The organism is Frankia sp. CgJB1 (genome assembly GCF_977947065.1).
In genome coordinates this window covers 1-21,463 of the sequence record NZ_CDWTNB010000054.1, presented here as the reverse complement: position 1 = coordinate 21,463, position 21,463 = coordinate 1, and the positions used below count along the sequence as shown (strand labels likewise).

At 71.5% G+C, this 21,463-nt stretch carries 14 protein-coding genes and 2 pseudogenes; 4 read left to right on the top strand and 12 right to left on the bottom strand.

Annotation, left to right across the window (positions count from 1 at the left end; translation table 11 throughout):
• Positions 1–960 (bottom strand): saccharopine dehydrogenase NADP-binding domain-containing protein (locus AC08OT_RS08680; RefSeq protein ID WP_476602706.1); only part of this gene is annotated, 960 nt, incomplete at its 3' end.
• 108 nt (positions 961–1,068) lie between these two features.
• Between AC08OT_RS08680 and AC08OT_RS08675 the strand changes: the two genes are divergently transcribed.
• Positions 1,069–4,482, top strand: a complete 3,414-nt coding sequence (locus AC08OT_RS08675) for a pyruvate carboxylase (RefSeq protein WP_476593852.1) — start codon at positions 1,069–1,071, stop codon at positions 4,480–4,482.
• On the opposite strand, the gene AC08OT_RS08670 is transcribed toward AC08OT_RS08675, so the two are convergent.
• The 4 genes and pseudogenes from AC08OT_RS08670 to AC08OT_RS08655 form a co-directional block, all read right to left on the bottom strand.
• A complete protein-coding gene (locus AC08OT_RS08670; protein ID WP_476593855.1) occupies positions 4,483–5,763 on the bottom strand; it encodes a bifunctional glycosyltransferase family 2/GtrA family protein in 1,281 nt (426 codons plus the stop codon).
• Positions 5,764–6,036: 273 nt separating this feature from the next.
• Positions 6,037–8,356 (bottom strand): annotated as a pseudogene (locus AC08OT_RS08665) (glycosyltransferase family 39 protein).
• A gap of 41 nt (positions 8,357–8,397) precedes the next feature.
• On the bottom strand, positions 8,398–10,128 hold the full coding sequence (locus AC08OT_RS08660; RefSeq protein ID WP_476593316.1) for a sensor histidine kinase: 1,731 nt from the start codon (positions 10,126–10,128) through the stop codon (positions 8,398–8,400).
• Positions 10,125–10,880, bottom strand: a complete 756-nt coding sequence (locus AC08OT_RS08655) for a response regulator transcription factor (RefSeq protein ID WP_476593317.1) — start codon at positions 10,878–10,880, stop codon at positions 10,125–10,127. Before AC08OT_RS08655 ends, AC08OT_RS08660 begins: the two co-directional genes overlap by 4 nt.
• A gap of 371 nt (positions 10,881–11,251) precedes the next feature.
• On the opposite strand from AC08OT_RS08655, the gene AC08OT_RS08650 reads away from it, so the two are divergent.
• Positions 11,252–11,779: a hypothetical protein gene (locus AC08OT_RS08650; RefSeq protein WP_462203283.1), complete on the top strand. Its 528-nt coding sequence runs from the start codon at positions 11,252–11,254 to the stop codon at positions 11,777–11,779.
• A 49-nt stretch (positions 11,780–11,828) separates the two neighbouring features.
• On the opposite strand, the pseudogene AC08OT_RS08645 reads toward AC08OT_RS08650, so the two are convergent.
• Positions 11,829–14,044, bottom strand: a pseudogene (locus AC08OT_RS08645) (Hsp70 family protein).
• Here AC08OT_RS08645 and AC08OT_RS08640 point away from each other — a divergent pair.
• Positions 14,016–14,147, top strand: coding sequence for a hypothetical protein (locus AC08OT_RS08640; protein WP_476595948.1), 132 nt, complete (start codon positions 14,016–14,018; stop codon positions 14,145–14,147). The pseudogene AC08OT_RS08645 and the gene AC08OT_RS08640 overlap by 29 nt on opposite strands.
• 401 nt (positions 14,148–14,548) lie before the next feature.
• Here the strand turns inward: AC08OT_RS08640 and AC08OT_RS08635 are convergent, their stop codons facing one another.
• The 3 genes from AC08OT_RS08635 to AC08OT_RS08625 are packed head-to-tail and all read right to left on the bottom strand — an operon-like array spanning position 14,549 to position 17,195.
• Positions 14,549–15,199, bottom strand: coding sequence for a hypothetical protein (locus AC08OT_RS08635; protein WP_476602705.1), 651 nt, complete (start codon positions 15,197–15,199; stop codon positions 14,549–14,551).
• Between the two features lie 50 nt (positions 15,200–15,249).
• Entirely contained in the window at positions 15,250–16,056 is an 807-nt protein-coding gene (locus AC08OT_RS08630; protein WP_476593320.1) for a response regulator, read from the bottom strand.
• Complete coding sequence (locus AC08OT_RS08625) at positions 16,053–17,195, bottom strand: sensor histidine kinase (protein ID WP_476595944.1); 1,143 nt, start codon at positions 17,193–17,195, stop codon at positions 16,053–16,055. Before AC08OT_RS08625 ends, AC08OT_RS08630 begins: the two co-directional genes overlap by 4 nt.
• A 488-nt stretch (positions 17,196–17,683) precedes the next feature.
• Here AC08OT_RS08625 and AC08OT_RS08620 point away from each other — a divergent pair, with 488 nt between their 5' ends.
• Positions 17,684–17,932: a DUF6158 family protein gene (locus AC08OT_RS08620; protein WP_011434791.1), complete on the top strand. Its 249-nt coding sequence runs from the start codon at positions 17,684–17,686 to the stop codon at positions 17,930–17,932.
• Between the two features lie 24 nt (positions 17,933–17,956).
• On the opposite strand, the gene AC08OT_RS08615 is transcribed toward AC08OT_RS08620, so the two are convergent.
• From AC08OT_RS08615 to AC08OT_RS08605, 3 genes are all read right to left on the bottom strand, one after another.
• Entirely contained in the window at positions 17,957–18,376 is a 420-nt protein-coding gene (locus AC08OT_RS08615; RefSeq protein WP_476593322.1) for a vWA domain-containing protein, read from the bottom strand.
• Positions 18,363–20,084, bottom strand: a complete 1,722-nt coding sequence (locus tag AC08OT_RS08610) for a substrate-binding domain-containing protein (protein WP_476593323.1) — start codon at positions 20,082–20,084, stop codon at positions 18,363–18,365. Before AC08OT_RS08610 ends, AC08OT_RS08615 begins: the two co-directional genes overlap by 14 nt.
• A 203-nt stretch (positions 20,085–20,287) precedes the next feature.
• Positions 20,288–21,052, bottom strand: coding sequence for a nucleotidyltransferase family protein (locus tag AC08OT_RS08605; protein WP_476593324.1), 765 nt, complete (start codon positions 21,050–21,052; stop codon positions 20,288–20,290).
• Between the last annotated feature and the right edge of the window lie 411 nt (positions 21,053–21,463).

Here is a 21,463-nt window from a genome sequence, read left to right as displayed (position 1 = left end):
GTCCGGTCCACGGCCGGTCGTCCGCAGGGCGGACCGGGCGGCGGCGGCCAGCAGCGCCCGGCTCGGCGGGAAACGACGCAGCCCGGACAGGGGGAACGACAGCGCCTGCCCCACACGGATGCCGCGGTCGACGCCGCCGATATACGTCGCGACGTCGGTCAGCGCCGGCGCGAGCCGGGGCAGGGTGAACGGCTCCCCTCCCGACCACAGCACCGCCGGGTGTCCCCGCCGGCCGCCCGACCCGCCGGTGACCTTGCCGGACGACCGGAAGGACCATACCTCGCGGGCGAGCGGGCGCTCGACGAGGACGCCGCCGCGTAGCACGATGACGGGCTCGGTCAGCGCGGCCAGCAGGGTCGCCCGCGTTCCGCTGCTTATCCCGAGAGCGCCCGTGACGAGGTAGCCGATGTCGAGGCGGCGGGCCTCGCCGCCGGCCGCCTGCAGGGCCAGTGCTCCGGCGAGGTTGCCGGGGACGAAGTCGAAGCCGGCGCCGGGGATCAACGCCGCCCCGGACGCCGCCGCCCGCGGGCCGACCTCGGTGAAGACGTGCCGCAGGAATGCGCCCTCCCCGGAACAATCCAGGTAGTGCGCGCCGACCGCGGCCGCCGCCGCCACGACCGGCCGCCCGAACCGGCGGAACGGGCCCACCGTGGAGACGAGCACGTCCCCGGTGCCGAGCCCGAGCAGGCGGGCCAGCGACGTGCCGCTGGGCGCGCCCCGAGCCTCCGTCCGGTCGGCCGCGTCAGCCACGCCGGCCGCGTCAGCCGCGGTGGTCGCGCCGGCCGGGGTAGTCGCGTCGACCACGGCGGTCCCCAGGCCGTCGTAGGCGGCGGCGAGGGCACGGACCCTGGTCTCCGTGCGGCCGGCGAGGACAGGTCGGTGCCCGGCAGCCACGAGTTCTGCGGTCACCAGCCGGCCGGTGTAACCGGTCGCGCCGAACACTACGATACGGGCCGTCATGGGCCCCGAGGTTATGCCCATCTGTCGAAGGTGGCCCTTGAGACGTTACTTTGGCACGTAGCGGCCTGCACACCCCACAATGATGCGCACCCGTCCGAGGAGGCGCGTGTGCGTAAGGTACTGGTTGCAAATCGTAGTGAGATCGCCGTCCGTGTTTTCCGAGCTGCTCAGGAACTGGGCCTGCGCACGGTGGCGGTCTACACGCCCGAAGACGTTTCCGCGCTGCACCGGACAAAGGCGTCCGAGGCCTACGAGATCGGTGGCCCCGGGCACCCGGTGCGCGGATACCTGGACATCGACGCCCTGCTCACCGTGGCCAAGCAGGCGGAGGCCGACGCGCTGCACCCCGGCTACGGCTTCCTGTCGGAGTCGGCGGTGCTCGCCGAGGCGTGCGCCACCGCCGGCATCACCTTCGTCGGACCGCCCCCGGCGGTCCTGCGGCTGACCGGGGACAAGGTCGCCGCCCGGGACGCCGCGCTGGCCGCCGGGCTGCCGGTGCTGCGCGCCTCGGTGCCGCTGCCGGACGGCGCCGGGGCGCTCGCCGCCGCCGAGGAGGTCGGCTTCCCGCTGTTCGTCAAGGCCTCCGCCGGTGGCGGGGGGCGCGGCCTGCGGCGGGTGGAACGCCTCGCCGACCTCGCCGACGCGGTGGCGAGCGCGTCCCGGGAGGCCGCCGCCGCCTTCGGGGACGGCACGATCTTCCTGGAGCAAGCGGTGGACCGGCCGCGCCACATCGAGGTCCAGATCCTGGCCGACGCCTACGGCAACATCATCCATCTGTACGAGCGGGACTGCTCGGTGCAGCGCCGGCACCAGAAGGTCGTGGAGATCGCCCCGGCGCCGCGGCTCGATGAGGCGGTCCGGGCGAGCATCTGCGCCGACGCGGTGCGGTTCGCCCGGCATGTCGGCTATGTCAATGCGGGCACGGTCGAGTTCCTTCTCGGCGCCGACGACCGGTACACGTTCATGGAGATGAATCCCCGGATCCAGGTCGAGCACACGGTCACCGAGGAGGTCACCGGGGTTGATCTGGTTGCGGCGCAGCTGCGGATCGCCGACGGGGAGAGCCTGGCCGGCCTCAACCTCGCCCAGGAGCAGATCGTCCTGCGCGGTACCGCCATCCAGTGCCGGGTCACCACCGAGGATCCCTCGGACGGCTTCCGGCCCGACACCGGGACGATCAGCTTCTACCAGTCACCCGGCGGTCCGGGGGTGCGCCTCGACGGCGCCACGTACCCGGGGGCCGAAGTCAGCCCGTACTTCGACTCGTTGCTGGTGAAGCTGACGACCCGGGGTAACACGCTGGAGAAGGCGGCGCGGCGCGCCCGGCGGGCGCTGAACGAGTTCCGGGTCCGCGGGGTGCGTACGAATATCGACTTCCTGGTGCGGCTCCTCGCCGACCCCGGCTTCCTCGCCGGCGGGGTGAGCACGTCGTTCATCGACGAACGGCCGGAGCTGCTCGCTCCCGGCAAGGGGACGGACCCGACCAGCCGGCTGCTGGCTCGCCTCGCCGAGAGCACGGTGAACGGATTCCTGCGCCCGGCGGTCGCCCTGGCCGACCCCCGGGAGCTGCTGCCGCCCGCGCCCGCGCAGGTGGCGGCGCCCCGCGGCACGGCGCCCGGCGGCACGCAGCTGCCGGGGGGATCCCGGCAGTTGCTGACGGAACTCGGGCCGGCGGGCTGGGCGGCGTGGCTGCGCGCCCAGGGGGCGCTGGCCGTCACCGACACCACCCTGCGTGACGCCCACCAGTCGCTGCTGGCCACGAGGCTGCGCAGCTTCGACATCCTGGCGGCCGCCCCGTCGTACGCCGCGCTGACGCCGAACCTGCTGAGCCTGGAGGCCTGGGGCGGGGCGACCTACGACGTCGCGCTGCGCTTTCTCGCGGAGGATCCGTGGGAGCGGCTCGCTGCGCTGCGCCAGGCCGCACCGAACATCTGCCTGCAGATGCTGCTGCGGGGGCGCAACGCGGTCGGGTACACCCCCTACCCGGACGACGTCGTCCGGGCGTTCGTCGCCGAGGCCGCGGCGACCGGCGTCGACATCTTCCGGATCTTCGACGCGCTGAACGACATCGAGCAGATGCGCCCGGCGATCGAGGCGGTGCTCGGTACCGGGGCGATCGCCGAAGGGACGCTCTGCTATACCGGTGACCTCTCCGATCCGGCGGAGCGGATCTACACCCTCGACTACTACCTGCGCCTCGCCGAACAGCTCGTCGAGGCGGGTGTGCATGTGCTCGCCGTGAAGGACATGGCGGGACTGCTGCGCCCGGCGGCGGCGGCCACGCTGGTGACGGCCCTACGGGAGCGTTTCGACCGGCCCGTCCACCTGCACACCCACGACACCGCGGGCGGCCAGCTCGCCACCCTGCTCGCGGCGTCCGCGGCCGGAGTGGACGCGGTGGACGCCGCCGCCGCGCCGATGTCCGGCGGCACCAGCCAGGTCAACATGTCCGCGTTGGTGGCGGCGACCGACCACACTCCCCGGGCGACCGGCATCGCGCTGCCCGCGCTCTCCGCGATGGAGCCGTACTGGGAGGCCGTGCGCGACCTCTACGCCCCGTTCGAGGCGGGGCTGCGAGCCCCGACCGGGGCCGTGTACCGGCACGAGATTCCCGGCGGCCAGCTGACGAACCTGCGTCAGCAGGCGATCGCGCTGGGGCTGGGGGACCGGTGGGCCGAGGTCACCGAGTGCTACGCGATCGCCAACGAGCTGCTTGGCAAGCCGATCAAGGTGACGCCGACCAGCAAGGTCGTCGGTGACCTGGCGCTGTTCATCGCCGGCGGATCCGTCGACGTGGACCGGTTGCGTGCGCATCCCGAGGAGTTCGACCTGCCGGCCAGCGTGCTCGGCTACCTCGCAGGTGAACTCGGCACGCCGCCGGCCGGCTTCGCCGAACCGTTCCGGGAACGGGCGCTGGCCGGGCGCCGCCCGGCGCCGCCGTCCGTCGACCTCGACGCGGCGGACGCCGCCGAGCTCTCTTTCCCGGGGACCCGGCGGCGGGCGGCCCTGTCCAGGCTGCTCTTCCCCGGCCCGTGGAAGGACTACCTGCGGGCGGTGGACGCCTACGGGGACTCCTCCGTGGTCCCGACCGACGGCTTTTTGTACGGGCTGCGGCCCGGCGTTCCGCTCACCGTCACCTTGGAGCCCGGGGTGGAGATCATCGTGGAGCTGGAGACGCTCTCCAAACCGGACGACTCCGCGATGCGCACCCTGTACCTGCGGGTCAACGGCCAGCCCCGGCCGGTGCGGGTCCGGGACGCGTCCATCACGGCCACCACCACGGTGGCCCGTCGGGCGGACCCCGCCGATCCGAACCAGGTGGGCGCCGGGCTGCCCGGCATCGTCACGTTCAGCGTCGCGGTGGGCGACACGGTGACGAAGGGCCAGCGGCTGGCGGTGGTGGAGGCGATGAAGATGGAGGCCGCGGTGACCAGCCCGGTGGGCGGGACCGTCGTGGAGCTCGTCCGCTCCAGCGGCGACTCCGTCGAGGTCGGTGACCTGCTGCTTATTCTGCGTTCCTGATTACGCTGTGTCCCTGATCCCGCCGGTCGGGTTCTGCCTCCGCGGGGGTGTCGTGGCCGGGAGCGTCCCGGCCACGTCCCCCGCCTCCCGGCCCGGGCGGAAGACCCAGGCGCGCAGTAGAAGGAACCGGATGACCGTGGAGGCCAGGTTCGCCAGCACCAGCACGGAGAGTTCAATGCCGCGGCCGGGGTTCGTGCTCGCCGCGTGCAGGAGCGCGAGCGAACCGCTGGTCAGGCCGAGGCCGACGGCGAACACCACCAGGCCCTGCAGATGGTGGCGACCGGCGCGCTCCGGACCGGTGAGACCGAAGGTCAGCCGCCGGTTCGCCGCGGTGTTCGCAACCGCCGTGAGAAGCAGCGACAGCAGGTTCGCGACCTGCGCCCCGGTGACTGTCCGCAGCAGGACGAAGAGCACCAGATAGGACAGCGTGCTGGCGATCCCGATCGCGGCGAATCGCAGGAGCTGACCGGTGAGTCCCTTCGGTACCCCCGGGACCTCGACGGCCTTGCCCTCCTCGGCGTGGCCGGCGGTGAGCGGGCCTCGGCCGAACTCCTGGTGCAGCCTGGCGAGCGGTAGCTTTCCGCTGCCGAACGCCCGCAAGAGGCGGACCACACCCTTCAGGTCAGCGATGGCCGTGGCGAGCACGTCGACGCGGCTGTCCGGATCATCGATCCAGTCGACCGGGATCTCGTGGATGCGCATTCCGGCCCGTTCGGCCAGGACGAGCAGCTCGGTGTCGAAGAACCAGCCGCTGTCTTCCACCAAGGGCAGCAGGCCCGCCGCGGCGTCGGCGCGGATCGCCTTGAAGCCGCACTGCGCGTCGGAGAACCGGGCCGCCAGTGTCCTGCGGAGGATCAGGTTGTAGCAGCGGGAGATCATCTCCCGGCGCGGTCCCCGCACGACCCGGGAGGCGGGGGAGAGCCGGGTGCCGATCGCGAGATCCGAGTGGCCGCTGATGAGCGGGGCCACCAGGGGCAGCAGCGCGGCGAGGCCGGTCGACAGGTCGACGTCCATGTAGGCGAGCACCGGTGCGGGCGAGATGCCCCAAGCCGCCCGCAGTGCCTGGCCGCGGCCCTTGGCTTCGAGGTGGATCGCGGCGACCTCGGGGAGCTCCTTCTCCAACTCTTGGGCGATGACCAAGGTGCCGTCGGTGCTGGCGTTGTCGGCGATCGTGATCTGAAAGGGGTACGGGAACGTCCCGGTCAGGTGGGCGTACAGCCGTCGGACGCAGGGAGCGAGGTCGTTCTCCTCGTTGTATACGGGGATGACGACGTCCAGCATCGGGCGCGGACGGCCGCCGTCCGGCCCGAGCCATCTAGGCTGATGATGTTGAACGGGAATGCTCTCTCCGGTGCTCCCGGTCGTCTCGAAGGTCCCGGTCATCCCGGTCATCCTGGAGATCACGGTCGTCGAGGAAGGCATCCGCGTCATCGTCATGCTCTCCATCCTCGGTTCGGGAGCTGTGCCGCTCGTGTGCCGATGCTGTGCGCCTGCTGTGAGCGTCGGCCGGGCTGAGGATCGCCTCGGCGATTGCGGTTGTGGTGCGGAGCGGCGTCAGGTAGTGACGCCGGTGCCCGTCGTGGAGCCGGCGGTGGCGCCGGTCTTCGGTGCGGTCAGGTCGTAGAGGGTCACGCCGTCGACCGTCTTCGAGGTGAAGTTCTCCGTCACCCAGCTGGAGATCTCCCGTGAGGACGAGCTACCGCCGTTGGCCTGACCGAAACCGCCGCCGCCGATGAAGTAGTAGATCTTTCCTTCGGCGACGTACTGCTTGAACTGTGCCAGGGTGGGCGAGGGGTCGCTCCCGTTGAACCCGCCGACCGGCATGACCGGGTCCTGGGTCGCGAGCTGGTATCCGGCTGCGCTATTCGAGCCGACCGCGGCGGCGACCCAGGTGTAGGAGTCCGCGTTCTGCCTGAGCAGCTTCACGATCGCGTCGCTGGGAGTGACGGCGCTGAGTAGACCGCCCGGGCCACCGCCCCGGGTCTCCTGCCCGCCGAGGATCCCGTTCCCCAGCACGCTGGTTCCGGTTCCGGCACCACCACCCGCCTGGCCGGGCATCCCGCCTTGGCCGCCGGGCATCTGCTGCCCACCGCGGGGGAAGGCCCCACCGGGGAAGATTCCACCACCCTGTGGGCCAGCCTGCGGGCCGCCCTGGCCCATGCGGCCGCCACCCGGCCCGCCGAAGCCGGCGCCGGCGGAACCCGCAGCCGGGATCGAGCCGGTGTGCGGGGTCGCCGCGGTGGCGATGGCGTACGAGCCGGGTCCGAGGAGCCCGGCGACCAGCGCCACGGCGGCGACGCCGAGCGCGGCCCGCCGCGGCAGTCGGATGGCTGCGAGGAACCCGAGCGCCGCGATGATCCCGGCGACGAGCACGGCGTACCGGATCCACGGATGCCACTGGGGGGTGCGGTTCAACAGGGTGTAGCACCAGGCGGTGGTGGCAGCCATCGTGGCGGCCGAGACCACGGCGGCGGCGGGATGCCGGCGCTGACGCCAGAGCAGCGCGCAGCCCATCCCCACCAGGGCGCCGACCGCCGGGGCGAGCGCCACCGTGTAGTAGGCGTGGAAGATGCCCTTCATCTGGCTGAAGACGATGCCGGTGACGAGCAGCCAGCCGCCCCAGAGGAGGAAGGCGGCGCGGGCGCGGTCCGTCCGCGGGGTGCGCCGGGTGATCCACAGTCCGGCGACGAGCAGGATCAGTGCGGTCGGGAGCAGCCAGGAGATCTGACCGCCGACCTCCGAGCCGAACATGCGGGTCCAACCGGCCTGGCCCCACATGCCGCCCCCGCGGCCGCCCGGACCCCCGGGACCGAAGACGACCGTGCCGCCGCCGGGAACGGCGCCTGCCGCGCCGTTCCCGATGAATTCCGGCAGGCCGCCCATCCGGCCACCGCCGACGCTGCCGGTCTCGTTGCCGGTAAGTCGGCCGAGCCCGTTGTAGCCGAGGGTGAGCTCCAGCAGGCTGTTGTGCTGTGAACCCCCGATGTTAGGGGCGGGAGGACGCCGGGACGAGCTCCACGATCGCGATGAAGAGGCCGGCGGGGATCAGCAGTCCGAGCCCCGCGGCCAGGGTTTGCCGGACGCGCCGCCAGAACGAGGTCGGCGCGGTCACCAGGTACACCAGTGCGAAGACAGGGACGACGAGCAGTGCCTGCAGCAGCTTCGTCAGGAAGGCGAAGCTGACCAGGACCCCGGCGAACACCAGCCAGCGGGTGCTCGCCTGCTCGATCGCCCGCAACGTCGCGTAGGCCGCGGCGACCAGGAGCAGCACGAGCAGGGCGTCCGGGTTGTTGAACCGGAACATCAGGGCCGCGACCGGGGTCAGGGCCAGCACCGCGCCGGCGAGCAGGCCCGCACCGGCGGAGAATTGCCGCCGCACGGTCTGGTAGAGCAGGCCGACGGTGACGACACCCATCAGCGCCTGGGGCACGAGGATGCTCCAGGCACTCAGGCCGAAGATCCGGACGGACAGCGCCATGACCCACAGAGAGACCGGCGGCTTGTCGACCGTGATTGAGTTGGCAGCGTCCGAGGAGCCGTAGAAGAACGCCTTCCAGCTCACCGAGCCGGCCTGGACCGCGGCCGAGTAGAACGCGTTCGCCCATCCCGACGCGCCGAGGCCCCACAGGTAGAGCACACCTGTGCCCACCAGCAGGGTGACCAGTGCTGGTCGGGCCCAGCGGGCGTCCTCGGCGGCTACGTCTTCGGCGGCTACGAGGCCACCGGAGCCGTCGACCGGGGGCCGGGTCTCGGTGGGGGCGTCGGGGGAGGGCACATGGTGGGGCTGGTCCCTGGTCCACGGCATGCGCCGCCGATGTCCAGGGGCCCGACCGCCTCCGGAGAGGGGCACCGGGTCGGTGAGTATGGGCGACATGGGGATCACTGTCGACCGCGGACCTTTCGGCTTCTTGTGATCTACCTGTACGCAGGCTGTGAAGCTCGGTCGGGGTGCGTCGGGCCGGTCAGGCAGGCAGGCTCGGGTGGGACCGTCCCCGAGGGTGGGAGGCATCGGGGCAGCTCGACCATGAAGGCGGTGCGTCCCGGCTCGCTCGTGGCCTGCACGTGCCCGTGATGTGCCTCGACGACGGCGGCGACGATGGCGAGCCCCAGCCCGGTGCTACCGGCGGCGCGGGACCGCGAGCTGTCGCCGCGCGCGAAGCGTTGGAAGACCTCGGGGAGCAGATCCGGGGGGATGCCCGGGCCGTCGTCCACGACCGCGAGGATCGCCGTGGGGCCGCTCACGGTCAGGCTCGCCGTGACCTGGGTGCCCGGCGGCGTGTGGGTGCGGGCGTTGGCCAGCAGGTTCGCGAGAACCTGGTGCAGGCGGGCCGGGTCCCCGGTGACCGTGACCGGCTCCTCGGGCAGGCCGAGGGCGAAGCGGTGGCCCGGGGCGGCCACGTGCGCGTCGCTGACCGCGTCGATGATCAGCCGGGAGACGTCCACCGGTTCCCGGACCAGGTCCCGACCGGAGTCGAGCCGGGCGAGCAGCAGCAGGTCGGAGACCAGCGCCGTCATCCGCGCGCTTTCGGACTCGACCCGGCTCATCGCGTAGGTGACGTCCGCGGGGACGTGCTCGCGGGTCCGGCGGGTCAGCTCGGCGTACCCGCTGATCGCCGCGAGCGGAGTGCGCAGTTCGTGGCTGACGTCGGCGAGGAACTGGCGCATCCGCATCTCGCTCGCGTGCCGGGCGGCCAGCGCGGCACCGATGTGGCCGAGCATCCGGTTGAGCGCCGCCCCGACCTGGCCGACCTCTGTGCGCGGGTCGGTGTCGACCTGCGGCACACGCACCGACAGGGCCACCTCACCCCGGTCGAGGGGTAGCTCGGCGACCCGGGAGGCCGTCGCGGCGACCCGCCGCAGCGGTCGCAGCGTGACGCGGACGATCGCCGTGCCGGCGATCGCGGCGGCCGCGACCCCCACCAGGGCCATCACCCCAGCGATCATCGCCATCCTGGTGAGGGTCGCGTTCACCTGTTTCATCGGCAGCCCGGTGACGACGGTCATACCGTCAGGGGTGGTCCTCGCGAGGAGCCGATAGTCACCCTGATCGCCGAACGCCCGGGTATACGGCCGCAGGTAGGCGGGAATGCCCGCGACGACGGCGGTCTCGGCGGTGGTCAGCTCCTTCCCCTCACCGGCGGTATCGATGAAGGCCCCGTAGGTTCCATCCTCGTCCACGACGGCTCCCAGCGTTCCCGGATCGACCGGTCCACGGAAGAACCGGCGGACCCGCAGCTGCTGCGGGCTGAGGCTGGACGGCTGGCCGGCGGCAGCGGAGTCGGCAGCGGAATTGGCAGCGGAATTGGCAGCGGAATCGGCGGGGGCAGCGGAGCCGGCGGCGGTGGCCGAGCCGCCGGCAGTGCCGTAGCCGGCGTTCCCCTCGGCTGGGGCCGGGAGGGTCGGCAGGGCCGGGAAGGACGGGAGGTTCTGAAGAAAGGCGGGTTCCGGCCGGTCCCATCGTCCGCTGGCCTCCCGCAGCCGCCTGTCGAGCTGGTCGACGAGGACACCTCGCAGCGCGACGGCGGTGACGAACACGATCGCCAGCGAGACGGTCGCCAGCAGGAGCATCAGTAGGGCGAGCAGCCGGGTGCGCAGCGACCAGCGCGAGGGCGAGACCGGCACGATCCGGTGAGCCGGGGAGCTCATGCCGGGCCCGGCGCGGTGCCCCTCGATGACGGGGTGGCGGAGGTCTTCGGTGCCAGCGCCGGATCGGCCGGCCGCAGGACGTACCCGGCCCCGCGCATCGTGTGGATCATCGGGGGGCGGCCGGCGTCGATCTTCTTGCGCAGGTACGAGACGTAGAGCTCGACGACGTTCGCCTGGCCGCCGAAGTCGTAGTTCCAGACCCGGTCGAGGATCTGGGCCTTGCTGAGCACCCGGCGTGGGTTGCGCATGAAGAAGCGCAGCAGTTCGAACTCGGTGGCGGTGAGGTGCACCGGCTGGCCGGCGCGCTGCACCTCCCGGCTCTCCTCGTCCATCGTGAGGTCGCCGACGACGAGCCGGGCGCCCTGCAACGCCTCGGTGGTGCGCGCGGCGCGACGCATCAGTCCGCGCAGCCGCGCGACGAGCTCCTCGAGACTGAACGGCTTCGTGACGTAGTCGTCGCCGCCGGCGGTGAGTCCCGCCACCCGGTCCTCGACGGCGTCCCGGGCGGTCAGAAACAGCACCGGTACGTCCGGGCTCTCCGCCCGCAGGCGCCGAAGCACCTCCAAGCCGTCCATGTCGGGCAGCATGATATCGAGAACGACCGCGTCCGGCCGGAAGTCGCGGGCGAGCCGCAGCGCTCCGCGACCATCCGCGGCGCTGCGCACTTCCCACCCCTCGTAGCGCAGCGCCATCGACAGCAACTCCGCCAGTGTCGTCTCGTCGTCTACCACGAGGACCCGCACCGATTGCATGGTGTCAGCTTCGCCTCCTTGGCTGGCTGTTACCTGAGGTCTTGCTGTGAGCTGGTTCTGTGAATGCCCGGGGGCCGCGGAATCGTAGGTGTGCCACTCGCCGCGATGTCCATCGACGAGACGACGGGGACCCCCTCGAATGGCACCTCCCCCGGGTGGCGGGCCCGACGGCTCCGATGGGATGGACACCACGTTCGGTCAAGTATCGCATCACATCTTGCCAAGATTTTATCTTGGTGAGACTAATGTGGTCGGAGGTAGTGAGAGATGGGAGAATATCAACGGGATCACGATGTGATCTGTCGTCGGGTTGACCGTTGGAGTATCCCCCTTCAGGGGGTTCACCTGCGCAAACTGGGTAGGTGCACAGCATGGCTCGCCATAGTCGTCCTCGGTCCGCCGTCCGCGGTAACCGTCCCCGTATCGTGCGCCGGGTGGTACTGCCCACCGCAACTCTGGTCACCGCGGGAGTTGTGACCGTGGGTACGGCGTTCGCCTGTTCCAGATCGTCCTCGGTGGCGTCGGCTCCCGGGGAAACCAGCCGCGTCGTCGCCGCCGTAGCTCGCGGCGCCGGCACCTTCCCGCCGTCGGCCGGGGATGCGGGCGCGATTGCCGAGGCGGTCCGGACGAGCCCGTTCACCGCGGATGTTCCGCCGCAGAACTACGAGGTCACCGGGACCACCGTGGCCGCCAGCGACCCGAGCTGGGCACTGACCGAGCTGCGCCCGACTGTGGCCGATCTCGACCGGGCCGAGGGGGTACTGCATCACACGGACTCCGGGTGGGAACTGGTCCAGCTCGGTACCTACGAGGTCGGGTGTGGCGTCGTGCCCGAGGCGGTGCTGGACGACCTCGGCCTGAAGTGCCCGCCGCGGGACGGCTCGGTCTTCCCGACCTGATCTCCGGGAGTTCCGGGCGGCGGATCTGCCTGCCGGGACGGCCGGAGCGTCAGGGGGTGTAGATGATGTCCCAGAGCCGAGCGGTCATGTCGGTACTGGTGGTGGCGAGCAGGAGGCCGTAGGGAGCGAACGCGCAGCTCATCACCGTGCTGCTGTGCCCGGTGAGGGTGGCGATCGCGGACCCGGTCGCGACGTCCCACAGTTGCGCGGTGTCGTCGGTGCTCGCCGTCGCCAGCAGGTGGCCGTCCGGGGAGAAGGCGCAGCTCTGCGCCGAACCCGGCAGGGTGAGCACGGTGGTGCCGCTGGAGGCGTCGGTGAGCCGGGTGCCCTCGTTGCCGGCCGTCGGGAGAGAAGGCGCAGCCGCCGGCGAAGTTCGTGTGCCCGGGTAGGCTCATGATGATCTTGCCGACCGTGACGTCCCACAGCAGGGTGGACTCCGCGCCGGCGGTGACCAGCAGCCGGCCGTCGGGGGAGAAGGCGCAGCCGTAGACCGAGCCGCGATGGCCGTTGAGGGTGGCAAGGTTCTTCCCGGTCGACGAACCCCACAGCCGGACGGTGCGGTCGGTACTGGTCGTGGCGAGCAGGCTGCCGTCCGGGGAGAAGGCGCAGCCGTACACGGGTCCCCGGTGCCCGGTCAGGGTCACCGTCTGGCGGGCGGCGTCGACGTCCCAGATGCGGGCCGTCTTGTCGCTGCCGGTGGTGGCGAGCAGCTTGCCGTCCGGGGAGAAGGCGCAGCCGTGCACGACCAGGCTCTTGCGCCCGCTGAGCGTGACCGACGTTCGGCCGGTGGCGACGTCCCACAGCCGGGTGCCGTCCTTGCTGGTGGTGGCGAGCACCTTGCCGTCTGGGGAGAAGGCCGCCGAGGTGACATCGCGTTCGTGTCCTTTGGGGAGAAGGCCGCCGAGGTGACATCGCGTTCGTGTCCTTTGAGGGTGGCCCGCGCGGTGACCTCGACGTGGTGGGACGGGCGGCTGCTGCGCTCGAAGCCGCGCAGGTCCGCCGGCACCGCCGACCCCATCGGCACCGGCCCGGACGGAAGCGTGGTCGCCAACCAGTCGGCGTCGCGGACCGGAGTGCCGGGTGCCGCGTGGGTGTGGATAAGGCTACCCGGTGCCTCGGCGGCCAGGTCGAACAGGGAACCGTCGGTGAGGCGGACCCGCACCAGCACGGCGCTCGCGTCGAAGCGTTCCCCGGGCTCGACGAGCCAGCGCACCATCGTCGCCCGCCCGCCGGGGATATCCCAGCGAGCCGGTTGCAGGACCGGATTCGGGCGCGCCGCGGTGGTCCGGCGAGTGGAGACCGAGCTTGCCCAGGCGGCGGCGCCGAGCACCACGGCGAGCTCGGGATCGGCGGGGAGGTAGATCTGCTGCCCCGGCCAGTCGGTGCCGCCCCCGAGCCGACCTTCGAGGATGTCGGTGACGACCGGGATCCGGGAGCTGCCCCCGACGAGGAGCACCCCATTCAGCTTGTCCGGTCCGTAACCGGATGACTTCAGCAGGTGCTGGCAGCAGGCCATCGTGCGGGCCAGGATGGGGGAGGCGAGCTGGGTGAACCGGTCACGCTGCATGCTGACCAGCAGGCCGGCCGGGCTGAAAACGTCCTCCACGACGGCGATGTCGGAGAGCTGATGTTTCACCGCCCGGGCGAAATCGAGCAGCTCGTGGCGGGTCCGGTTGGCCGTGGTCTGGAACGTCTCGCCGATCCCGGGCGGATTCAGTAGCGGTTCCAGCCCCGGCCCGTACAACCCCAGGATCTCGTCGAACAGAATCTGGTCGAATTCGCGGCCGCCGCAGTCGTGCAGAGCCGAGTGGGAGAGCAGCTCGTGCCGGCCGTCCTCACCGACCGCGACCAGCGCCCCCTCGAACGTCCCGCCACCCAGGTCGTACACGAGCATGAGCGAGCCAGGCTCGGGCGCGGCGCCGACCACCGGCGACCAGGCCGCCGCGACCGGCTCGGCGAGCAGGTCCACGTCGACGAACCCGGCGGCCTCCGCCGCGGCGATCATCGTCCGGCGCAGCGGGCCGGCGGGATCGTAGCTCGCCGGTATCGTGACGACGGCCCGCGACAGCGCCGCACCGCCGAGCTGCTGTTCGGCCTCGGCCTTCAGCGCGGACAGCACCGCGGTCACCAGCACGTGCGCCGGATAGCCGCGGCCGTCGAGCGACACGGCGCTGTCCCGGGCCAGATCGCGCTTGACCTCGCCGCGGGCCAGATCCGCTTGCGCCGCTCAGCGAGCGTGCCGACGATCAGGCTGCCGCCGTCCACGAAGACCGACGCGGGCCAGCTCGCCGAGCCGCTCGCGGGCTCCTTCACCGGTTCGATGCGACCGTCGACGGCCAAGGCGGCCGAGGCACTGCAGGTGCCGTAGTCGATGGCGAGGATCGGCTCGCCCACAGCACCCTCTGTCCACGTTTCCAGTGGGCAGATCGTAGCGATGTCGACAAAGCCACCAGCGACACCCTCACCAGTGGGGCAAAAGCTGGGACCGAATGTTTGCGACCGGTTGCCCTTCGTAGCGGCTCTCGCCGGTGCGGACAGCGCCTGCCGGCGCCTGCCGGCATGAACAGGCAGACTGCCGGCCTTCCCCGGCGACCGACAGTCCGCGGAACCACGCCGGTGCGCCCCCGATCCGGCACCAAGCCGTCTCGCTTCCCCCGACGATCCGGCCCGACCCGTCGCACCGGCGTGGTCCGTGCCCTCGATCCTGGTAGTTCCGATGGGCCGACACCATCCCTCAATCATCGGGGGAAAGCGGATGATCCCCGGCCGTCACCGATCCGTCCGGGTGATCCATCGGCTGGGGCGCCAGGGCGCGCGACGCAGGTCGCCCGTGGCGGCGGCCAGTCCGGCTACCTGCTCGGCGGCCTGCTTGCCGAGATCGACGGCCATGGTGCGCGGTAGCGAGGACCCCTCGCCGGGGATCGTGCGCAGCCGGGCGACCATCGGTCCGAGCCGGATGATCTGAAGGTAGCCCGCGAGCGGATCGCCGGTGGCGAGATGCAGGTGGGCGGACCCGGCCGTGCCGGCCGTGCCGTCCGTGACGGGCCCGGCCCGGGCGACCAGGTGTCGGGTGAGTAGGGCGGCCCTCCGGTTGTTGCGCAGCAGCCACCGCGAGTCGTCCAGCCGGTACAGATCCGCGTCCGGGGTGCCCAGCCAGATCGCGTGCCCACGGTGCACCGCCTGGATCTCACGGCCGTCCGCCTCGGCATTCGTGCCGTCGCCGGGGATCGGTTGGTCAGCCGGATGGGCCGTCGCGACGTCGGGAGATCTGATCCGCCACATGCCGACGGGGAGCGCATCCGGTCCCAGGAACGACCCGAGGAAGGCTGCCCAGAGACGACAGGACCGCGGATGACCTTCGTCCCCGCCGTCTCCCCCGCCCATCCTGACGAGGGTGTGGCCGAAGTTGGCGCAGGACAATCCCTCGAAATCAAGGGGGCCTCAATCGAGGGGCCTTAGCCAAGGGGGGCTCAGCCGAACCCGAGCTCGCGGGCCCAGAGGGCGGCCGCCGTGCTGGGCGGGATCGTCGCCGGGGCGTCGGGATGGCTCGCCACGTACTTCGCCTTCGCCGTGCGCAGATAGTCGGCGATGACACTGGCCTTGACGTTCATCGCCCGTGCCGCCTCCCGGTGGGACATGCCCCGGCAACCGACGAGGACCATCACCTCAGCCTCCCGCGGGGAGGGCCGGTGCAGGCGGCGGCGTCGGCGGGCGGCGTCGAAGATTCGATCGAGCAGGTCGTGCACGGTGGCGGCGGTCATTCCCCACTCGCCGCGCAGTTCATCGATGAGGTCGCCCTGGGCGAGTCCGCGCAGCAGGTTCCGTTCCGCGAGCCCGATCTCGCCCCGGGACAGCGGTCGCCGGTGCGCATCCTCCAGTAGAAACCCGGCGAGGCGGGCGGAGACGTGGAAGCTACCCTCGGCGACGGCGGTCACCGCCGCCACGAACTGCTGGGCCGGGGCGGTCTTCTCAACGAAGCCGCGAGCCTGTGCGGCGGCCGCGTCGAGGACCTCGTCCGGTGTCGCCACCCCGGAGGTCGCCAGCACCCGAAGACCGCGCCGATGCAGGTCGGCCACGGCGGCGGCCCCGGACACCCCGGGCAGGTGCAGGTCGCACACCACGATCCCGGGCGTGGCGTCCCGGTCGAAGGTCTCCAGGCTCGGGGCCGGCGCCAGCACGGAAAACCCCGCGCCGGCGAACCTGGCGGCCAGCGATTCGGTGGCGATCGGGTGATCGTCAATGATCGCCACCGAGACCGGCCGGCGATCGACGCTCATCGACCGTCCCCGGGCGTGCCGTCCCCGGTCGGCTCGGCGGCAGGCCAGCGGAAGGTCACCTTCGTCCCACCACCCGGCCAGGCGGTCACCAGGGTCTCCCCGCCATACCGGCGCAGAGCGGAATAGCTTCCGGTCATGCCTCCGCCCGGTCGGACGGAGCCGGGATCGAACCCCACCCCCCTGTCCCGGACGACCACCAGCACCGAATCCGCGTCGCCCTCGACGAAGAGGTGAACCTCGTCGGTGCTGGCGGAGTGTCGAACCACGTTGCGCAGGGCCTCCCTCGTCGCGGCCACCAGTGCCTCGCGGACCTCCGCGGGCGGTTCGCCCTTGATCGACACGAAGGGCACCAGGGCGAGCCCCTCGTCGGCGAAGGCGTCCACGACCGCGGACATCATCTCCTCGAGGCCGTTCTGGGTGGAGCCCGGCGAAGCCGTGCCGTCGACGGCCAGGGCCCTCGGGTCTATCCCGCGTGGATCCATGATGATCCGACGCGCCCGCTGTGCCCCGCGCTGGGCCTCCCGGACGAGCGCCGGCGAGGGCACTCCACCGGCGGCGACGTGATCGACGACGGGGAGCAGGTAGTCGTGGATCTCCCGATGGGTGATCTCGCGTTGGCGCAGGCTCTCGGCCTCCTTCTCCTGCTCGATCGCGAGCCGCCCGGCCGCCGCGGCCTCGTCCTGGGCGGCCGCGGTCGCCGCGGAGAGCGCGCGCAGCTCATGGGCGATGAGCATGGCGACGACGTACCACAGGGCGAAGCCCAACAGGTCCGAACCGAGCTTGAGGGAGACGTCCGGCAGCACGGCCAGGCTCCACGCCGCCATCAGGACGGCCACCGCACCGACCGCGAGCAGCGTCAGCCCGAGGCCGAAGCCGATGCCCGCGGGTGCGACGAGGCTGAACGGCACGAGCTCAGTCATGATCTTGTTGCGTTCGTCGGGTTGCGCGGCTCTGGACCCGACGAGCATCAGCGCCACGCAGAAGGCGACGTCCGCTAGGACCAGCCGGGGGGACAGCCGGCCAGGCCGCCGCCAGACCCGCCAGGTGAACCAGGATGCCTCGACGGCTGCGGCCGCCACGATCAGCACGGCGATCCACGGGTGGCGCAGGCGAGCCCAGCCGAAGAGCGGAATGATCATGAACGTCGCACAGGCTGCTCTGGTATAGCCGACCATTCGGGACATACGTTGCTCGGTGCGTTGGATGACGTCGCAGGAAGAAGCCGCCGATCCGACCAACATGGTCATAGTGCGCAACGGTAGCGAGCCAGCCACAGATCGACCAGCGCCTGACCAGTGGCCGGCCAGAGTGCCTGACCAGTGGTCGACCAGAAGGAGCGGGCATCTGGTCGTCCCGGTGTGTGAAGAGCGCCATCCGGGCACCGCAATCAGATGCAGACCACGTATCCCGTCATCCTCACGGTCCCGCCGCCGGGTCCCGGCCCGACGCCACCCGAGCCCTCGCCGATCCCCGATCCTGTTCTGCCCGGTCCCGAGCCGACGCCACCCGAGCCCGCGCCGGATCCGGTATCACCGCCCGGCCCGGGGCCGGATGTTCCGATCCCGCCGAACCTGCTGGTCCTCCCGCCAGCCGGGAATCGCGCCGCCGGAATGGGTAGACCGAGGGCATGATGCACCGACCAGCTGGAATCCCCGCGCAGGAGCTGACCGACGTTGACCTCGTCCGGGAGCTGCGGCACCTGCATCGCACCCGGCACGACGCCTTCATCGCGGGGAGCGAGGACGCCTTCGAGACCCACACCGCGCGGATGCTGGAGCTCGAACGCGAATACCTGCGGAGGTTCCCAGACGCCGCGAGTCCCGATCCGCGCCGGACCCGAGCTGGCAGACGGCGTGCCGCCGGGGTTCCCGTCTGAGCTGCTTCAGGGACGCGCGTGGCTTCAGGGGCGGACGCGGGTCAGCGCGTCGAGGTAGATGTCGACCACCTGGCTCGGGTCCGGCCGGAGGTAGGAGCGTCCTCCGGCCGCCGCGGCGATGCGCCGCAGCGCGGTGAGGTCGGCGTCGTTGCTATAGGCGATCATGATTATGGCGACCGGCCGCTTCGGGTCGTAGTCGGCGTGCAGCTGTTCGATCAGCCCGTCCAGGCTCGGCGTGGCAGCACCCCGGTTCGTGTCGCGACCGTCGGTGAGGATGACGACCTGGTTGAGCCGGCCGGGGACGTAGTGCTGGGTCAGGAAACGGAAGGCCGCGAGCGTGGTGGCGTACAGATCGGTGGCTCCGCCGGGGACGATCCCGGCCTGCGCGGCGATCAGCTCGTCCCGATGGGTGCCGCCTCGTCCGGGTGCGTTAAGCGGAGCCATCGGCACGAGATCCTGGTAACCTTGGACGCCCTGCTCGCCGGAGAACCGCCAGAGACCGACCTGGCTGTCGGGTGCGAACAGGCGCAGGCCGGCCAGGGAGGTCTCGATGGCCGCCTGCATCCGAGTTCTTGACGGGGTCGGTGCCCGGGACCGGTTCGGCCATCGATCCGGAGCTGTCAAGCGTCACGAGGGTGGCACCACGCTGACGGGCATGGCGGAAGAACCGCCGAGCCGTGCCGAGCGTGCTGTCGGAGGCGTCCGTGCTCGCCAGCCTCGGCGGGACGGAGCGCACCCCATCGGTCGCGTTCAGCGTCTCGGCCAGCCCGCTTGGATCATCGTGGCCCGCCAGTTCGGTGAGTGTGCGGAAACCGGCTCCGGTGAGGGCCGCGCGGTCCGCGTCCCCGCGCACGAAGGTGGCGGAGGCGTCCGCCGCGGCCCGCCGGGACGACGAGCTCGCCGTCTTCTTCAGGACGATGTACGGCACCGTCGCCGTGAACATCCCGTCCGAGGGGTAGGACGCCACCAGCGTCGTGGCTAGGCGGTTACCGTTCTGGCTCGTCAGGGACCGGTTGTAGGCGATGACATCGGCCTCCAGGGCCGGGAAGGCCGAGGGAGCGGATCCGGCCGCGCCGTTCTCCGTGCCGCCGGTGCGCACCGAGTCGAAGAGCTGCTGGTCATACTCCGGCAGCCAGTCGATGGAGCGTTCCTGCCGGAGCACGGTGAGCTGGGCCGCGCGATCCTGGTCGAACGTGCCGGTGGTCATCTCGGCCGCGGTGAGTCCGCGGGCGGCGCTCACCGTTCCGACGACGGCCCGCAGCGCGGCGGCTGAGTTCTCCGGATTGGCCATGGCGAACCGGAAGTCCCCCCACCGGGGCTCGCCCCGGTGGGTCCAGAAATCGGCCTCGCCCGCGGCCGCGGCCAGTTCGGCCCAGGTCACATGATGCTCGGGCCAACCGAGGCGCTGCGCCATGAGTCTCGGCATGGCGATGACGACGGGCGATCCCGCGATCGTCGTGGCCTTCGCCGGCAGTTGCGCCGTGGCCGGGTCCGATTCCTGGCCCAGCTCCAGCCAGTCGGCCGACTCCGGAATCCAGACGTCGGGCGGGCCGGGGGAGTCCGGCGACTCCGGTCGGGACAGCGTGTCGAGCACCCGGTCGGAGGCGACCGCCGACACGGCGAGGGTCACACACGGGCCCGCCGAGCCCTCGGCACCGGCGCGCCGAAGATCGAAGTCGGCGGCGAGCCGGCTGATCGGCGCCGCGAGTGCCGGCGCGGTGGTGATGGTCAGGGTGGCCCGTTCGCCGCCGTCCGCGCATTCCCCGGCCGGTCCGGCATCCCAGGCGGCGCGGGCCGCGAACCCGATCCCGGTGGCGGTCAACGCGCCCAGCACAAGCAGCGCCGCGCCGCTGACGATGCCCAGGCCGACGGTGACGGCGCGGCCACGGCCGCGGCCACCGGCCCGGGACCCGCCGTGATGGGACGCGCCACCACGAAATCTGTTGCGGCGGGATCGATGACGGGCGTCGGACGCGGAGACGTCCTTTCCGCGAGCGAGCGTCGTGTCCGTCCCTGACCCGCCACCAGCACGATGGTCTGCCTGCGTTTCCCGCTGTTTCTCGCCGAGCCCATCGCGCAGCGCCCGACACCATCCCCGGGTGTCCGGTCGGCCCCAGATAGAATTCGTAATGAAGTAATTAATGCAAGCCAATATGCGTCTTCGCAGGTCACGGGCTCGCGAGGACCCCGAAGTGAACAAGTTATTTTATTCCGAATCCATAGTGATGATATTGTGCCCCGCGCCGGTTCCCCTGCCGCCGATACTGCCGATAGCCCGGTTGGGCGTCATCACTTTCTTGGAAGACCGGGGTCTGCTGTTGTTCTTCCGTTTCTCACGTCGTTGCGGCGGTGTTCCTACTTATGGGTCCTTCGCGTTCTACCCGGGCTGGGTGTGCGCGTCGCCGATGGCGAGGTCGGTGGGGCGACGGCGGCTGGGGTTTCGAGGTCGGCCAGGGTTTCGACGTCGGCGGGTGAGCCGGTGCCGTCGCAGGGCACGCCGGTGACCCGTCCCGGGTGGGCCCGCAGCCATGCCCGGGCGCCGACCTCGCCGCGCGCGAGAGCCGCCGCCTCGGGCCAGACCGAGCGGCGTAGCAGGACGGGATGGGCCGGCAGGCCTCCGTAGGTGGCGGTCAGCGCCGGATGGGTCGACCCCGGATCGGCCGCGGCGGAGATCAGACGTTGCACCGCCGCCGCGCCGAGGGACGGTTGGTCTACCAGGGTGACGACCACGGCGTCGGCGTCGGTGCCGACCAGGGCGGCGAGACCGGCCCGCAGCGACGCGCCGACACCCTCGGCCCACCGCGCGGCCGATACCAGGCGAACCTCCGGAATCGGGCCGGCCGTGGGTTCCATCCCAGCCGTGGGTTCCAGGCCGATCTCGGGCGCATCCTCGCCCGCGGGCGCCGGCCCGGCGACCCGGCGGGTGGCGAGGCGTCGCACGACGGCGCCCACCTCGTCCGCGGCGGCGCCGGTGACGACCACGACCGGCCGGCAGCCCCCCGCCGTGAGCAGGCGGACACCCCGCTCGACCAGCGTCACACCGCCCAGCTCGACCAGGGCCTTGGGGCGTCCCATCCGCCGTCCGGCCCCGGCGGCGAGCAGCAGGCCGGCGACGTTCACGTGCTCCGGTATACCCGCCCCTGCGTCGCAGGAATTCGACGATCCGGATGTCGAAGACGGCGTTGTCGTCCCCGGCCACCATTCTTTGCAGAGAAGTTCACGGCCCCGCTTGGCGTAGCCCTTGAGACAGTCCGCCCGCTCCACAAAACAAGTCCATCGCAGTAAGCGAAGATCCGTGAGTCAGGGACATGCCAGGTAGCAGGGGCTGGGCGCCCAAGGCTTGCCCCGCCCGTCGGCGTGTTGGACTGACTGTAGCCTGCTTTCTGCGTTGTGACATCGTTACGTGACTTGCGGTCACGTCCTTCCTGGCTCTGAGTGCCGTGCGTTCGTAGCAGGAGAGATCGCCGCTGATCTCGGTGCCGACGCTCCCATTCGTCGAGTGGGCGGCGCTCTTGGCCGGGCGCATGGCGC

What these genes read in the sequence shown, in the direction of transcription:
- AC08OT_RS08660 (WP_476593316.1), bottom strand. Translation starts at nt 10,128, where the DNA reads ATGAGCTCCCCGGCTCACCGGATCGTGCCGGTCTCGCCCTCGCGCTGG.
- AC08OT_RS08630 (WP_476593320.1), bottom strand. Translation starts at nt 16,056, where the DNA reads ATGAGCGTCGATCGCCGGCCGGTCTCGGTGGCGATCATTGACGATCAC.
- AC08OT_RS08650 (WP_462203283.1), top strand. Translation starts at nt 11,252, where the DNA reads ATGGCTCGCCATAGTCGTCCTCGGTCCGCCGTCCGCGGTAACCGTCCC.
- AC08OT_RS08655 (WP_476593317.1), bottom strand. Translation starts at nt 10,880, where the DNA reads ATGCAATCGGTGCGGGTCCTCGTGGTAGACGACGAGACGACACTGGCG.
- AC08OT_RS08620 (WP_011434791.1), top strand. Translation starts at nt 17,684, where the DNA reads ATGATGCACCGACCAGCTGGAATCCCCGCGCAGGAGCTGACCGACGTT.
- AC08OT_RS08670 (WP_476593855.1), bottom strand. Translation starts at nt 5,763, where the DNA reads ATGCTGGACGTCGTCATCCCCGTATACAACGAGGAGAACGACCTCGCT.
- AC08OT_RS08625 (WP_476595944.1), bottom strand. Translation starts at nt 17,195, where the DNA reads ATGATCATTCCGCTCTTCGGCTGGGCTCGCCTGCGCCACCCGTGGATC.
- AC08OT_RS08615 (WP_476593322.1), bottom strand. Translation starts at nt 18,376, where the DNA reads ATGGCTCCGCTTAACGCACCCGGACGAGGCGGCACCCATCGGGACGAG.